Origin of the sequence: Cupriavidus taiwanensis (assembly GCF_900250115.1) — a bacterium.
Classification (GTDB): domain Bacteria; phylum Pseudomonadota; class Gammaproteobacteria; order Burkholderiales; family Burkholderiaceae; genus Cupriavidus; species Cupriavidus taiwanensis_B.
The window spans coordinates 1636218-1651590 of record NZ_LT984803.1; the positions used below are offsets into that span (position 1 = coordinate 1636218).

12 protein-coding genes are annotated in these 15373 nt (G+C 68.0%); 6 read left to right on the top strand and 6 right to left on the bottom strand.

Annotated elements, in window-relative coordinates; genetic code table 11:
* Positions 1-8 precede the first annotated feature (8 nt).
* The 6 genes from rpoD to CBM2586_RS07850 form a co-directional block, all read right to left on the bottom strand.
* Positions 9-1973, bottom strand: coding sequence for an RNA polymerase sigma factor RpoD (rpoD, locus tag CBM2586_RS07825; protein ID WP_115687178.1), 1965 nt, complete (start codon positions 1971-1973; stop codon positions 9-11).
* A gap of 328 nt (positions 1974-2301) precedes the next feature.
* Positions 2302-2760 (bottom strand): Lrp/AsnC family transcriptional regulator, encoded by a 459-nt coding sequence (locus tag CBM2586_RS07830; RefSeq protein ID WP_115662132.1) that lies wholly within the window; start codon positions 2758-2760, stop codon positions 2302-2304.
* A 56-nt stretch (positions 2761-2816) separates the two neighbouring features.
* Positions 2817-3380: a cysteine dioxygenase family protein gene (locus CBM2586_RS07835; protein ID WP_115662131.1), complete on the bottom strand. Its 564-nt coding sequence runs from the start codon at positions 3378-3380 to the stop codon at positions 2817-2819.
* Positions 3381-3580: 200 nt separating this feature from the next.
* Positions 3581-4345, bottom strand: a complete 765-nt coding sequence (gene tolA, locus CBM2586_RS07840; protein WP_115662130.1) for a cell envelope integrity protein TolA — start codon at positions 4343-4345, stop codon at positions 3581-3583.
* A 127-nt stretch (positions 4346-4472) separates the two neighbouring features.
* Positions 4473-4841 carry a VOC family protein gene (locus CBM2586_RS07845; RefSeq protein WP_115687179.1) on the bottom strand — a complete coding sequence of 123 codons (369 nt, stop codon included), beginning with the start codon at positions 4839-4841 and terminating at the stop codon, positions 4473-4475.
* A gap of 74 nt (positions 4842-4915) precedes the next feature.
* Positions 4916-5611, bottom strand: coding sequence for a TetR/AcrR family transcriptional regulator (locus CBM2586_RS07850; protein WP_115688692.1), 696 nt, complete (start codon positions 5609-5611; stop codon positions 4916-4918).
* A gap of 343 nt (positions 5612-5954) precedes the next feature.
* Between CBM2586_RS07850 and CBM2586_RS07855 the strand changes: the two genes are divergently transcribed.
* The 6 genes from CBM2586_RS07855 (at position 5955) to CBM2586_RS07880 (ending at position 15188) form a co-directional block, all read left to right on the top strand.
* Positions 5955-7679: an AMP-binding protein gene (locus CBM2586_RS07855; protein ID WP_115687180.1), complete on the top strand. Its 1725-nt coding sequence runs from the start codon at positions 5955-5957 to the stop codon at positions 7677-7679.
* A 57-nt stretch (positions 7680-7736) separates the two neighbouring features.
* On the top strand, positions 7737-9344 hold the full coding sequence (locus CBM2586_RS07860; RefSeq protein ID WP_115662127.1) for a carboxyl transferase domain-containing protein: 1608 nt from the start codon (positions 7737-7739) through the stop codon (positions 9342-9344).
* A 31-nt stretch (positions 9345-9375) separates the two neighbouring features.
* Positions 9376-11403, top strand: coding sequence for an acetyl/propionyl/methylcrotonyl-CoA carboxylase subunit alpha (locus tag CBM2586_RS07865; protein WP_115687181.1), 2028 nt, complete (start codon positions 9376-9378; stop codon positions 11401-11403).
* Positions 11404-11465: 62 nt separating this feature from the next.
* Positions 11466-12071: a glutathione S-transferase family protein gene (locus tag CBM2586_RS07870; protein WP_115662126.1), complete on the top strand. Its 606-nt coding sequence runs from the start codon at positions 11466-11468 to the stop codon at positions 12069-12071.
* Positions 12072-12263: 192 nt separating this feature from the next.
* Positions 12264-12758 carry a VOC family protein gene (locus CBM2586_RS07875; protein ID WP_115662125.1) on the top strand — a complete coding sequence of 165 codons (495 nt, stop codon included), beginning with the start codon at positions 12264-12266 and terminating at the stop codon, positions 12756-12758.
* 63 nt (positions 12759-12821) lie between these two features.
* A complete protein-coding gene (locus tag CBM2586_RS07880; protein ID WP_115687182.1) occupies positions 12822-15188 on the top strand; it encodes a DNA polymerase II in 2367 nt (788 codons plus the stop codon).
* Positions 15189-15373 lie beyond the last annotated feature (185 nt).

Below are 15373 nucleotides of genomic sequence, written 5' to 3' on the forward strand. Positions count from 1 at the left end.
AGGACCGCTCAGGCGTCGCGCAGATAGGTGATCAACTGGTCCGCGCGGCTGGGATGCCGCAGCTTCTTCATCGCCTTGCTTTCGATCTGGCGGATTCGCTCGCGCGTGACGTCGAACTGCTTGCCGACTTCTTCCAGCGTGTAGTCGGTCGACATGTCGATGCCGAAGCGCATGCGCAGCACCTTGGCTTCGCGCGGCGACAGTTCATCGAGCATCTCGCGCACCACCGCGCGCAGGCCGGCCTGCAGCGCGGCGTCGGCGGGCGTGGCGGTGTCCGAGTCGGCGATCATGTCGCCCAGGCTGGTGTCGCCGTCCTCGCCCACCGGGGTCTCCATCGACACCGGCTCCTTGGCGATCTTCATGATCGAGCGCACCTTGTCCTCGGTCATGTCGAGGCGCTCGGCCAGCAGCGCCGGATCGGGTTCCTTGCCGGTCTGCTGCATGATCTCGCGCGACAGGCGGTTGAGCTTGTTGATCTGCTCGATCATGTGCACCGGCACGCGGATGGTGCGGGCCTGGTCGGCGATGGCGCGCGTGACGGCCTGGCGCACCCACCAGGTGGCGTAGGTGGAGAATTTCCAGCCGCGGCGGTATTCGAACTTGTCGACCGCCTTCATCAGGCCGATGTTGCCTTCCTGGATCAGGTCCAGGAACTGCATGCCGCGGTTGGTGTATTTCTTGGCGATCGAGATCACCAGGCGCAGGTTGGCCTGCGTCATCTCGTGCTTGGCCTGGCGCATCTGGCGCTCGGCCGCCAGCATCTTGCGGTTGACCGCCTTCAGCTCGGCCAGCGACAGCGCCGCGCGCGCCTGGATGTCGATCAGCTTCTGCTGGTGGGCTTCCAGGTCCGGCAGCGCGCGCGCGACCGCGGCGCTGTAGGGGCGAGCTTCGGCCGCCAGGCCCTGGCCCCAGGCCAGGTTGGTCTCGTTGCCGGGGAAGCGCGCGATGACGTCGTCGCGCTCCATGCCGCAGCGCTCGACCAGCAACTGCACCACCTGGCGCTCGATCGCGCGCACCTCGTCGACCATGCCCTGGACGTTGGCGCACAGGCGCTCGATGGTGCGGGCGGTAAAGCGGATCGTGCGCAGCTCCTCGCGCACCGCGTCGCGCGCGGCGGCGAAGGCGGGCGATGCCGCGCCGCCGGCTTCGCTCTCGGCGCGCATGCGCTCGAACTGCTCGGCGACGCGCGCGAAGCGCTTCATGCACTCGTCGCGCAGCCGCGCCAGGTCGGCTTCGGCGCTTTGCTGGCCGCTGCTGCCCTCGTCGGCGCTGTCGTCGTCGTCTTCGTCGGACTCGTCGGCGCTGTCGAGGCTGCTGTCGTCGGCGTCATCCGCGGCGGCGGCCGGCTCGGCGATGGTCTCGTCGCTGAGGCCGTCGACCAGGTCGTCGATGCCGATCTCGCTGGCGGCGACCTTCTCCGACAGCTCCAGGATCGTGGCGACGGTGAACGGGCACGCCGAGATCGCGTGGACCATGTTGTTGAGGCCGTCCTCGATGCGCTTGGCGATCTCGACTTCCTGCTTGCGCGTCAGCAGCGTGGCCGAACTCATTTCGCGCATGTACATGCGCACCGGGTCGGTGGTGCGGCCGAACTCCGAATCGACCGTGGCCAGCGCGACCTCGGCTTCCTCTTCGGCCTGTTCGTCGGAGGCCACCACCGGGCCGTCGCTGAGCAGCAGGGTCTCGGCATCCGGGGTCTGCTCGTAGATCTTCACGCCCATCTCGGCGAAGGTGCCGACGATGCTTTCCATCGCGGCGGTATCCGTGAAGTTCTCCGGCAGGTGGTCGCTGATATCCGCGTGCGTCAGGTAGCCGCGCTGCCTGCCCAGCTGGATCAGCGCGCGCAGCTGCTGGCTGCGTGTGGCGGCGTCCGCCGACGGATCGGAGTGTGCCGCGGCCGCGCTGGCCTGGCCGGTGTCCTTGACTGCTGCTGCTCGTGTTTTGGCTACCGTTCGTTGTGCGCCACTTGTCATTGACTGCTGTTTCCTTCGTGCATCGCGTTTCGACGGCAGTGCGCACGAGGGCGCGCGTGATTCCAACCTGCTGTCAAGGCTCGCGTGGGGTTCGGCGGGGGCGGGGCGGATAACCGTACGCCGCGGCCGTTTGAATAGGGGCCGCATATTCTACAGCCATTGCTGCGTCGCAGCAGGTTCCGGGCCCGGAATGCGTGGCGGCTAGTCTGCCGGAATGCGGGGTATTTGCAACAGGATGCGCTGAAAAGCGCGGCAGAAGCCGCTGCCATGGCGGAAAATGCGAGCGCCGGGGGGTCCAGCCGCCACGCGATGACGGGTAAGTGCCGCCTCAGGCATAGTCCAGCGGCAGCGCGGTGGTGTACTTGATCTGCTCCATCGCGAAGCTGGAACTGACGTCGGCCAGGTCGGCGCCCTGGATCAGCTTCTTGTAGACGCGGTCGTAGGCGGCGATATCGGGCACCACCACGCGCAGCAGGTAGTCGGTATCGCCCGCCATGCGATAGAACTCGGTCACTTCCGGGATCGACGACACCAGTCCGTGGAACTGCTTGAGCCATTTCACGTTGTGCTGGCTGGTGCGCACGGAGACGAACACGGTGACGCCGGCATTGAGCTTGCCGGCATCGAGCAGCGCCACGCGCTTGCGGATCAGGCCGGCTTCTTCCAGCTTCTGGATGCGGCGCCAGCACGGCGTCGAGCTCAGGCCGACCCGCTCGCCGATTTCCGCCACCGGCAAGGTGGCGTCTTCCTGCAGCAGGGCGAGGATCTGTTTGTCGTAGCGGTCCATGGCGCGTGGCGGTCAGGGGGACAGGGCGCGCCCGCACCCGGCGCCGGGCGGGGCGGCTAGGCCTCGGCGGGCACCAGCAGGTTCACGCCGGTTGCAATATGGTCGCGGCTGACCCCGTAGAGATGCAGGGAAACCGCGATCTCGTCGCTGCTGTTGCCGAGCGCGTGGATATGCTGCAGGCCGCCCGGCACGCTGAAGGTATCGCCCGCGCTGCGCGTCACGGTGTTGGCATGGCGCGCGTGCCGGCTGGCGGGGTCCCAGCGGTAGTGCTGCTCGGTCAGCGTGCCGCGCAGCACCCGGTAGGCGCACCAGGTGCGGTGGCCATGCACCGGGCTGGCCTGGCCCGGGCGCCACACCAGCACCATGGCCGAGAAGCGTTCCAGCGGATCGCCGTAGACCAGGTGCCGGGTATAGGTGTCGGCCGCGCCCAGCAAGGCGCCCGGCGGCAACGCCGTCAGCAGCGTTTCGGCGTCGGGCAGGTGCTGCGCGATATGGCTGGCAACCAGGCGCGCGCTGTGGCTGAAGATCTCGGCGAGGTCGAGCGCCAGTTGGTCGAGCGGGGCGGCGGCCAGCCGGCCAGCGGCGAGGGGGGTGGCAGTAACGGGGGAAGCGGTCGTCATGGCGGGCTGCGTCGGCTTGTTCTTGTCTGTTCATGATATGGAGCCGCGCGAGCACCGGCATGCGATTTTTCCTTCCAGTCACGCCAGAATTGTAATGCCATTCCCGTAAGTCGAGAATTATTGGAATTTTTTTCTATCGGATTGGTGCCGGTGCGATAACGCGCCCGACCGGACGCTGGCGCCGCCCGGGCGGCGGGGGCCTAGCCGCCCTCGTCCTTGGGCCAGAACGTGATCAGGATGTTGGACGGTGCCACGCCGTTGCTGTCGCGCGGCAGCGGGTCCGAGCGCTGCACCGCGCGCAGCACCGCGTTGTCCCAGCCGGCATTGCCGCTGGATCGGGCAAGCCGCGTCGACAGCAGCGAGCCATCGGGCGCCATGTGCACGGCGACCACCGCCGCGGGATTGCCTGGCACGTCCTCGTTGAAGATGATGTTGGGCTTGACCCGCTGGCGCACGCGCTCGGCATAGCCCGACGACGGCCGGGCCGACGATCCTGAGCCGGCCCCGGTGTTGGCGGTGGCGCCGGCTCCGCCCGCCTGCGCGCGCAGGCGGGCCAGTTCGGCCTGGCGCTCGGCATTGCTGGCCTGGCGCTGCGCTTCCAGGGCCATGCGCTGCGCCTCCTTGCGTGCCGCGTCGGCGCGGGCCTGGCTTTCGCGCTGCCGCGCCTGCTCGGCCTCGCGCTCGGCCTGCCTGGCCTTGCGCTGCTTTTCCTGCAGCGAGATATCGGCCTCTTCCTCGTGGACCGGCTGGGGCACCGGGGCCGGCTTGACGTCGGGCTCGGGCGTGATGGCCTCCGGCACGGGCTCCCACAGTTCTGCCGCAACTCCGGTGGGCACGGCGTTGCGCCAGCGCACGCCGTAGTAGAGCAGGGCCCCCAGCAACAGGTGCATGAGCAGGGCCAGCAGGAAGCAGGGCAGCGTGCGCCGCTCGGGCACGGGCTGGTAGGGATAGGCGACGGTCTGCATGGTCCTTGGATGCGGCGGAAACCAGGCCATTTCATTCTATGAGGCGCAACCGCATCGACCAAGTGCAGGACGGTACAGGCGGAGCTTGCCGGTGTCTCGCCGAAGGCACGGCAAGGCCGCGCCGGCTTCAGCCTTTAGTGAAGATCTCGAGGAAGTGCTTGCTGGGATCCTCGAAATAGATCCGGCGGCCACCGTCGTCGGTATTGACCTCGCCGGGGCGGCGCCGGTACGGGTCGGCCCAGTAAGGGAGTTGGTGCGCGCGGACGCGCGCAAGACCGTGATCGAACTCGGCGTCGCTGACCAGGAAGGCATAGTGCTGCATGGCGATCTCGCCTTGCGCATCCATGAAGTCGAGGGTCACGCCGTTGTCGAGCGCCACGCCCAGGAAGGGCCCGAACGGCTCGGCCGGGGGGCGGCCCAGGACCTCGCACAGGAAGTCCGCGGCGACCTGCTTGTCGCGAGAGAAGACGATGGTGTGGTTGAGCTGGATGGCCATGTCGCTACCTCCGTGCCGGAAACAACGCCGCCTCCAGCGTACAAGGATTTTGCGCGTGGCGCCCCGCGCTCGGGTCAGGCGCCGTCCAGCTTCCTCAGCGCCGCGCCGACTTCGCCATGGAAGGCGCGCAGCGCCTCCAGCTCGATATTCGCCGGCTGCAGCGCGGGCCACAGCAAGGCCACCATGCCCGCGGCAGTCTTGTCGATATCGACCTCGCGCTCGCGCGCGATGGCATCCCACAGGATATGCTCCATCGGCCCGAGGATGGCGGAGCGCAGCAGGCTCAGCGGCAAGTCGGCGCGAATCTCGCCATGTTCGCGGCCGCGCGCCAGCAGTTCCATCAGCGGCGCCGTATAGCTGCGCTGCAGCGGCACGAACTCCTGCCCCAGGTCCGGCCCCTTGGCCCGGCCTTCCGACAGCACCAGCGCGCACAGCCCGGTGCCCTGGATCAGGAACAGGCGCAGGTGCGTCTTCACGTAGAACGCCAGCTGCGCCCGGGTGCTCTGGTCGCGCGGCATGCCGCGCTCGACCGCGTCGATGATTTCGTCGTACCAGTCCTCGATGACCCGCACGCACAGCTTGCGCTTGCTTTGGAAGTACGTGAACACCGTGGCCTCGGACACGCCCAGGCGCTGGGCAATCTCGGTGGTGGTGGTCTTGTCGTAGCCGAGTTCGGCGAATACCTCGCGGCTGACGCGCAGGATGTCGCGGATGCGTTGTTCCGCCTTGGCGCCGGACGGGATCCGGCGGGTGGCGGCGTTGTCTTCCATGATGGCGGTTCCCGGCAGGCGAAAGCGCGAATGATAGGCCGTGCCCCCGGTGGGGCGCGGAACGGCGGCAGCGCGGACCAGGCGGTGGCCGCGCGATGCCGTCACATCGTACTCCATTCTGGCGCGAAGTTGAGTAATCCTCAAATTAATGTTGAATTTTCCCGGCAGCCCGTATACCTTTTCGTCATTCCGATGTGACGAGACCGGAAGTCGAATAATCATCCGGCAGCACTGACAGCAGCTTCACGGGGGTTAACCCGGACTGGGCGAATCACCCCGGCGATATGCGTGACCTTGAGTTGTGCTCAACTCAAGTCGAAACCGACGCGTTTTGGAGACAACGATGAAGATGCAGGGAGAGCCGCTTCCCACCATCCTGCCGGCAGGCGGGCTATCGCATGTCCGTGGTGACACCAGTATTGCGCTGTCCGAGCAGACCGTGCCGGCGCTGCTGGCACAGACCGTGGCAGCGTTCCCGGAACGCGAGGCCGTGGTGTTTCGCGAGCAGGGCGTGCGCTGGAACTGGCGCGAATTTGCCGAAGCCATCGATGCGCTGGCCGGCGGGCTGCACGCGCTCGGCCTGGTGCGGGGCGATCGCGTCGGCATCTGGGCGCCGAACCGGGTGGAGTGGCTGGTGACGCAGTTCGCCACGGCCAGGCTTGGCCTGGTGCTGGTCAACATCAATCCGGCGTACCGGCTGGCGGAACTGGAATACGCGCTGAACAAGGTTGGCGTGAAGGCCATCGTCGCCGCCGAGGCCTTCAAGACTTCGCGCTACCTCGACATGCTGCAGGCGCTGGCGCCGGAACTGGCCACCAGCGCGCCGGGCACGCTGCAGGCCGGGCGGCTGCCGTCGCTGCGCTGGGTGATCCGCATGGGCGAGGGCGAGACCCCCGGCATGATCCGCTACGCGCAAGTGCTGGCGCGCGGCGCCGGCGTGGCGCGCGCGGAGCTCGACCGCATCACGGCGCAGCTCGACCGCCACGACGCGATCAACGTGCAGTTCACCAGCGGCACCACCGGCGCGCCCAAGGGCGCCACGCTGACGCATCGCAATATCGTCAACAACGCGCGCTTCATCGCCATGGCGATGCGCTTCTCCGAGCAGGACAAGCTCTGCATCCCGGTGCCGTTCTACCACTGCTTCGGCATGGTGCTGTCGGTGCTGGCGTGCGTGTCGACCGGCGCGGCGATGGTGTTCCCGGGCGAGGCCTTCGACCCCGAGGCCACCATGCGCGCGGTCAGCGAAGAGCGCTGCACCGCGCTGCACGGCGTGCCGACGATGTTTATCGCGCAGCTGGACCACCCGCGCTTTGCCGACTACGACTTCTCCTCGCTGCGCACCGGCATCATGGCCGGATCGCCGTGCCCGATCGAAACCATGAAGCGCGTGGTGGCGCAGATGCACATGTCCGAGGTGACCATCGCCTACGGCATGACCGAGACCAGCCCGGTGTCGTTCCAGAGCAGCACCACCGATCCGCTCGACAAGCGCACCACCACCGTGGGCCGGATCCAGCCGCACCTGGAGGTCAAGATCGTCGATGCCAGCGGCGCCACCGTGCCGGTGGGCGAGAAAGGCGAGCTGTGCACGCGCGGCTATTCGGTGATGCTCGGCTACTGGGACGACGAGGCCCGCACCGCCGAAGCCATTCGCGACGGCTGGATGCACACCGGCGACCTGGCCACCATCGACGAGGAGGGCTACTGCAATATCGTCGGCCGGGTCAAGGACATGCTGATCCGCGGCGGCGAGAACATCTATCCGCGCGAGATCGAGGAATTCCTGTTCCGCCATCCCAAGGTGCAGGCGGTGCAGGTGTTCGGCGTGCCCGATCCCAGGTACGGCGAGGAGGTGTGCGCGTGGATCGTGCTCAAGCCGGGCGAGAGCGCCACCGAAGACGAGATCCGCGCGTTCTGCCGCGACCAGATCGCGCACTACAAGATCCCGCGCTACATCCGCTTTGTCGACGAGATGCCGCTGACCGTGACCGGCAAGGTGCAGAAGTTCGTGATGCGCGACCAGATGGTGCGGGAACTGAACCTCGACGAATCCCGGACGGCCTGAGCGCCCGGCCCGACAGATCAACCCGACCCAACCGATAACCGATTGCCCGAGGCCCCTATGGCGGTAATTGAAACCAAGTTGAACGCCCGCTCCGAGTCGTTCAGGACCAATGCGCAGGCGATGCAGGATCTGGTTGCCGACCTGCAGGAAAAGATCGCGAAGCTGGCCGAAGGCGGCGGCGCGGCCGCACGGGACAAGCACCTGGCGCGCGGCAAGCTGCTGCCGCGCGAGCGCGTGCAGCAGCTGCTCGACCCCGGCACGCCGTTCCTGGAGCTGTCGCAGCTGGCCGCGTACGACATGTACGACGATGCCGCGCCCGGCGCCGGCATCATCACCGGCATCGGCCGCGTGGCCGGGCAGGAATGCGTGATCGTCTGCAACGACGCCACCGTCAAGGGCGGCACGTATTACCCGATGACGGTCAAGAAGCATGTGCGCGCGCAGGAGATCGCCGAGGAGAACCACCTGCCGTGCATCTACCTGGTCGATTCCGGCGGGGCCAACCTGCCCAACCAGGACGAGGTCTTCCCCGACCGCGACCACTTCGGCCGCATCTTCTACAACCAGGCCAACCTGTCCAAGCGCGGCATCCCGCAGATCGCGGTGGTGATGGGCTCGTGCACCGCGGGCGGCGCCTACGTGCCGGCGATGAGCGACGAATCGATCATCGTCAGGAACCAGGGCACCATCTTCCTGGGCGGCCCGCCGCTGGTGAAGGCGGCCACCGGCGAGGAGGTCAGCGCCGAGGACCTGGGCGGCGCCGACGTGCACACGCGCCTGTCCGGCGTGGCCGACTACTTCGCGCAGAACGACCACCACGCGCTCAGCCTGGCGCGCAATATCGTGCAGCACCTGAACCGCCGCAAGCCGGACCAGATCCGCCTGCACCAGCCGGTCGAGCCGCTGTACCCGGTGGAGGAGCTGTACGGCGTGATCCCGACCGACACGCGCAAGCCATACGACGTGCGCGAGGTGATCGCGCGCCTGGTCGACGGCTCGGAGTTCGACGAGTTCAAGGCGCGCTATGGCACCACGCTGGTATGCGGCTTCGCGCGCATCTGGGGCTATCCGGTCGGCATCGTTGCCAACAACGGCATCCTGTTCTCGGAGTCGGCGCTGAAGGGCGCGCACTTTATCGAGCTGTGCTGCCAGCGCAAGATCCCGCTGGTGTTCCTGCAGAACATCACGGGCTTCATGGTGGGGCGCAAGTACGAGAACGAAGGCATCGCCCGCAACGGCGCCAAGATGGTGACGGCGGTGGCGACCGCGCAGGTGCCCAAGTTCACGGTGATCATCGGCGGCTCGTTCGGCGCCGGCAACTACGGCATGTGCGGGCGCGCGTATTCGCCGCGCTTTTTGTGGATGTGGCCGAACGCGCGCATCTCGGTGATGGGCGGCGAGCAGGCCGCGAGCGTGCTGGCGACGGTGCGCCGGGATGGCATCGAAGCCAGGGGCGGCCAGTGGAGCGCGCAGGAAGAAGATGCCTTCAAGCAGCCGATCCGCGACCAGTACGAGCACCAGGGCCACCCGTACTACGCCAGCGCGCGGCTGTGGGACGACGGCGTGATCGATCCCGCGCAGACGCGCACGGTGCTGGGACTGGGCCTGTCGGCCAGCCTCAATGCGCCGATCGACGAGATGAAGTTCGGCGTGTTCCGCATGTAAGCGTGGCATGTCACAACGACTAGGAAGCTCAATGTTCAACAAGATCCTGATCGCCAACCGCGGTGAAATCGCCTGCCGCGTCGCCGCCACCTGCCGCCGGCTGGGCATCCGCACCGTCGCGGTGTATTCCGATGCCGATGCCGAGGCGCGCCACGTCGCCTTCTGCGACGAGGCCGTGCATATCGGCGGCGCCGCCGCGCGCGATAGCTACCTGCGCGCCGACCACATCATCGAGATGGCGAAGGAGACCGGCGCCCAGGCGATCCACCCGGGCTACGGTTTCCTGTCCGAGAACGAAGCCTTCGCCGAGGCCTGCGCCGCGGCCGGGCTGGTCTTTATCGGTCCGCCGGCCTCGGCCATCCACGCGATGGGCAGCAAGAGCGCGGCCAAGCAGCTGATGGAACAGGCGTCGGTGCCGCTGGTGCCGGGTTACCACGGCGAGGACCAGGACCCGGCGCTGCTGCGGCGCGAGGCCGACCGCATCGGCTATCCGGTGCTGCTCAAGGCCAGCGCGGGCGGCGGCGGCAAGGGCATGCGCGTGGTCGAGTCGGGCGACGGCTTCGAGGCGGCGCTGGCGTCGGTCAAGCGCGAGGCGTCGGCCAGCTTCGGCGACGACAAGGTGCTGGTCGAGAAATACCTGACCCGTCCGCGCCATATCGAGATCCAGGTGTTCGCCGATACTCACGGCAACTGCGTCTACCTGTTCGAGCGCGACTGCTCGGTGCAGCGCCGCCACCAGAAGGTGCTGGAGGAAGCGCCGGCGCCGGGCATGACCGAGGAGCGCCGCCGCGCCATGGGCGAAGCGGCGGTGGCCGCGGCCAAAGCCGTGGGCTATGTCGGCGCCGGCACGGTCGAGTTCATCGCCAACCAGGATGGCTCGTTCTACTTCATGGAGATGAACACGCGCCTGCAGGTCGAGCACCCGGTGACCGAGATGATCACCGGCCAGGACCTGGTCGAATGGCAGCTGCGCGTCGCCGCCGGCGAGCCGTTGCCGCTGGCGCAGGAGCAGCTGCGCATCGACGGCCACGCGCTGGAGGCGCGCATCTACGCCGAGAACCCCGACAAGCAGTTCCTGCCGTCCACCGGCACGCTGCGCTTCCTGCGCACGCCGCCGGCGGTGCAGTTCATGCGCGGCGACGGGGTTGACGGAAACCCGCACGGCCCGGCCGGGGTGCGCATCGACGCCGGCGTGCGCGAGGGCGACACCATCAGCCCGTTCTACGATCCGATGATCGCCAAGCTGATCGTCTGGGGCAAGGACCGCGACGAGGCGCTGGCGCGCATGCGCCAGGCGCTGGCGGCCTACCACGTGGTGGGGCTGTCGACCAACGTGGCGTTCCTGCAGCGGCTGGTGAAGTCCGAGGCGTTCCGCACCGCCGACCTCGACACCGGGCTGATCGGGCGCAACGAGGCGGTCCTGTTCCCGCCGCCCGCGCCGGTCGGCATGGAGCTGATCGCGCTGGCGACCGCCGCGCTGCTGGCGCGCGAAAACCGGCAGCGCCGCATCGACGCTGCCGACCAGCACTCGCCGTGGACCCACGCCGGCGCCTGGCGGCTCAATGGCGGCGCGTCGCGCCGGCTGCGCTTCGGCTATGGCGAGCAGGTGCTCGACGTGACGCTGGACAGCAACGCGCGCGGCAGCACGCTGGTCTACGCCGACCAGGCCGCGCCCTTTACCTATACCTGCCAGGCCGACGATCTCCGCGTCAACCTCGGCACGCGGCGCGCGCACGGGCAGGTCCACCTGGATGGCGACGAATTCCATGTGTTTCATGGCGGCCGCCACGCCACGCTGGCCTGGCTCGATCCGCTCGCGCATGCGGGCGAGGCCGAAGGCGAGGGCGGCAAGCTGACCGCGCCGATGCCGGGCAAGGTCATCGCCGTGATGGTCGAGGCCGGCAGCACGGTCGCACGCGGCGCGCCGCTGCTGGTGATGGAGGCGATGAAGATGGAGCACACCATCTGCGCCCCCGCCGACGGTGTCGTCAGCGAAGTGCTCTACGGCATCGGCGAGCAGGTCGCCGAAGGCGCGCAACTGCTCGCGTTCAGCGACTGACGGTGCCGGGTCGGTGCTATCCTGCTGCCTCGAATCCATTTGGCCGAGGCCGGGAGGACGGTATGACCATGACGCTCTACTACAATCCCCAGAGCCGCGCGTCGGTGGCGCGCTGGATGCTGGAGGAGGTTGGCGCCGACTACGCGTTGCAGCACATCGATATTGCCAAGGGGGAAAGCCGGGAACCGGCTTTCCTCGCGATCAATCCGATGGGCAAGATTCCCACGCTGGTGCTGGACGACGGCACCGTGCTGACCGAGAACGGCGCGATCATCGCCTGGCTCGCCGATGCCTATCCGAACGCCGGGCTGATGCCGCCGCCGGGCTCGTCCGCGCGCGGCACGGTGCTGCGGTGGCTGTTCTTCTGCGGCAGCTGCTTCGAACCCGCGCTGACCGACCGCATGATGCGCGCGCAGGCGCCGCTGCCCCGGCAGACTGTCGGCTGGGGCGACTATGACGAGGTCATCGACACCATCGAGAAAGCCCTGTCTCCGGGTCCCTTCGTGCTCGGCGACAGCTTCAGCGCCGCCGACGTCTATCTGGGCGCGTCGCTGGCGTGGGCCGGGCAGTTCGGTGCGCCGCGCATCCGCGAAAGCCGCCGCATCCAGGATTACGTCGAACGCATCACCGCGCGCGACGCCTTCGTCCGCGCGGCCAAGGGTCCGTGAAGCGGCCAGTGAAGCCGGCGTGCCTGCGGGCGCAGCCTGCCGGCAGGCCTCCGCTCGATGTGATGCCGCCACGGCCTGCATTGCGCCCCGGAGTGTGAGACATTGGAGCCCCGGCCAACGGCGTCGGTCGCAACGGCGCGCTGGCCCACACCGGCCCGGATTCCCGGCGCCGTGTCTTCAAGGAGACGCAATATGGCTAGCAAGAACACGATCTGCCTGTGGTACGACCGCGATGCGCTGGAAGCGGCAAACTTCTATGCCAAGACCATTCCCGACAGTGCGGTCGGCGCCGTGATGCGCGCACCGGGCGACTATCCGGACGGGAAGGAGGGCGATGTGCTGACGGTCGAGTTCACCGTTGCCGGCATCCCGTGTGTCGGATTGAACGGGGGGCCGCACTTCAAGCACAGCGAGGCCTTCTCGTTCCAGATCGCGACCGACGACCAGGCCGAGACCGATCGGCTGTGGAACGCCATCGTCGGCAACGGTGGCCAGGAAAGCGAGTGCGGCTGGTGCAAGGACCGCTGGGGCCTGTCGTGGCAGATCACGCCGCGCGCACTGCTGGCGGCGATCACCGACCCCGACCGCGCCGCGGCCAAGCGGGCGTTCGATGCGATGATGACGATGCGCAAGATCGACATCGCCACCATCGAGGCAGCGCGGCGGGGCGGCAACGCCGCGGCTTGACCCGGCAGGCGCGCGGCATCCGCCCCAACGCGCCTGCATTTCCATTCCTGACCCTGCAGCAACGTGGCACTCCAGCAAGGCTTCATCCTGACCCGGCACTGGCGCGATACGCCGGACGGAACCGAAGTCGAGTTCTGGCTGGCGACGGATGACGGGCCGCGCCGGCTGCGGTTGGCCCCGCAGCCGTCGGTTGCGTTCGTGCCGCAGGTGCAGCGCGAGCGTGCCGAGGCACTGCTGTGGCGAGAGCGTGGGGTCGAGCTGCGGCCGCTGGCGCTGCGCGATTTCCGGCGCAGGCCGGTGCTGGGACTGTACTGCGCCCAGCACCGGCAGCTGATCCAGCTGGCCAGGTCGCTGCGCGATGCCGGCGTGGACGTGTATGAAGCCGATATCCGGCCGCCGGAGCGCTACCTGATGGAGCGCTTTATCACCGCGCCAGTGTGGTTCGACGGTGAGCCGGATGCCGCCGGCGTGCTGCGCAACGCGCAGATGAAGCCGTCGGCCGATTGCCGGCCCGCGCTGCGGCTGGTGTCGCTCGATATCGAAACCAGCGCGGCGGGCGAGCTCTATTCGATCGCGCTCGAGGGCTGTGGCCAGCGCCAGGTCTACGTGCTGGGGCCGGCGCCGCAAACGCCCGCGGACGTCGATTTCTCGCTCGCCTACTGCGACACCCGGCCGGAATTGCTGCACCGGCTGAACCAGTGGCTGGCCGACCACGATCCCGATGCGATCATCGGCTGGAACCTGGTGCAGTTCGACCTGCGCGTGTTGCAGGAGCAGGCACGCCGGTTCCAGGTGCCGCTGCGGCTGGGGCGGGGCGGCGCGGAGATGGAATGGCGCGAACATAATGCGCAGCAGCACTTCTTTGCCAGTGCGCCAGGACGCCTCATCATCGACGGCATCGAGGCGCTGCGCTCGGCCACCTGGAGCTTTCCATCGTTCAGCCTCGAAGCCGTGGCCCAGTCGCTGCTGGGCGAGGGCAAGGCGATCGACGATCCGTATGACCGGATGGACGCCATCGACCGCATGTTTGCCGATGACAAGCCGGCGCTGGCGCGCTACAACCTGCGTGACTGCGAGCTGGTGACGCGGATCTTCGCCAAGACCGAGCTGTTGCCGTTCCTGCTCGAGCGCGCCACCGTCACGGGCTTGCCGGCCGACCGCAGCGGCGGCTCGGTGGCGGCCTTCACGCATCTCTACATGCCGCTGATGCACCGCCAGGGCCTGGTCGCGCCCAACCTCGGCGAGAAAGCGCCGGAGGCCAGCCCGGGCGGCTTCGTCATGGACTCGCGCCCCGGCTTGTATGAATCCGTGCTGGTGCTGGACTACAAGAGCCTGTACCCGTCGATCATCCGCACCTTCCTGATCGATCCGGTCGGACTGGTGGAAGGGCTGGCGCATCCGGACGATGCCGATGCGGTGCCGGGCTTCCGCGGCGCACGGTTTTCCCGGACGAAACACTGCCTGCCGGCCATCGTGGCGCGGTTGTGGCAGGGCCGCGAGGCCGCCAAGCGCGATGGCAACAAGCCGCTGGCGCAGGCGCTCAAGATCATCATGAACGCGTTCTACGGCGTGCTCGGTTCCAGCGGCTGCCGCTTCTTCGACGCGCGGCTGGCGTCGTCGATCACCATGCGCGGGCACGAGATCATGCGGCAGACCCGTGCGCTGATCGAGGCGCGCGGCTACGAGGTGATCTACGGCGACACCGACTCGACCTTCGTCTGGCTGGGCCGCGCCCGCACCGAGGCCGACGCCGCGCAGATCGGGCGCAGCCTGGTTGCCTACGTCAACGACTGGTGGCGCGACCATCTGCGGCAGGCCTATGGGCTGGAGAGCGCGCTGGAGCTGCAGTTCGAGACCCACTTCCGGCGCTTCCTGATGCCGACCATCCGCGGCGCCGAGCTGGGCAGCAAGAAGCGCTATGCCGGCCAGGTGGAGCGTCCCGACGGCACGCGCGAGATGGTGTTCAAGGGCCTGGAGACGGTGCGCACCGACTGGTCGCCGCTGGCGCAGCGCTTCCAGCAGACGCTCTACCAAAAGGTCTTCAACCGCGAGCCGTATGCCGACTATGTGCGCGACATCGTGCGCCGCACGCTGGCCGGCGAGCTGGACCAGGAACTGGTCTACCGCAAGCGGCTGCGGCGCAGGCTCGAAGAGTACCAGCGCAACGTGCCGTCGCATGTGCGCGCCGCGCGCCTTGCCGACGACTATAACGAGCGGCAGGGCAGGCCGCGCCAGTACCAGCAAGGCGGCTGGATCAGCTATGTGATGACGGTTGCCGGCCCGGAGCCGCTGGAAGCGCGGACAGCGCCGATCGACTACGGCCACTACGTGACAAGACAGCTCCAGCCGATCGCCGATGCCATCCTGCCATTCCTCGACGACGGCTTCGAGACGCTGGTATCCGGCCAGATGGCGCTGTTTCCGCATTAGCCCAAGTCTGATTCCAGCCACGGCAGCTGACTCAAATTGAGACACCTGCCTGGAAGCGAAACAGCACCGGCTTAGGTGAAAACCATGCTGCTCCTGTCACAGGCTTGAAAACAGGGTAGGCCTCACATAAAGTTCCCTTCCACCGGGCGCCCCAGGTTGTAGCCCGAGTACAGAAACAGTGTGGA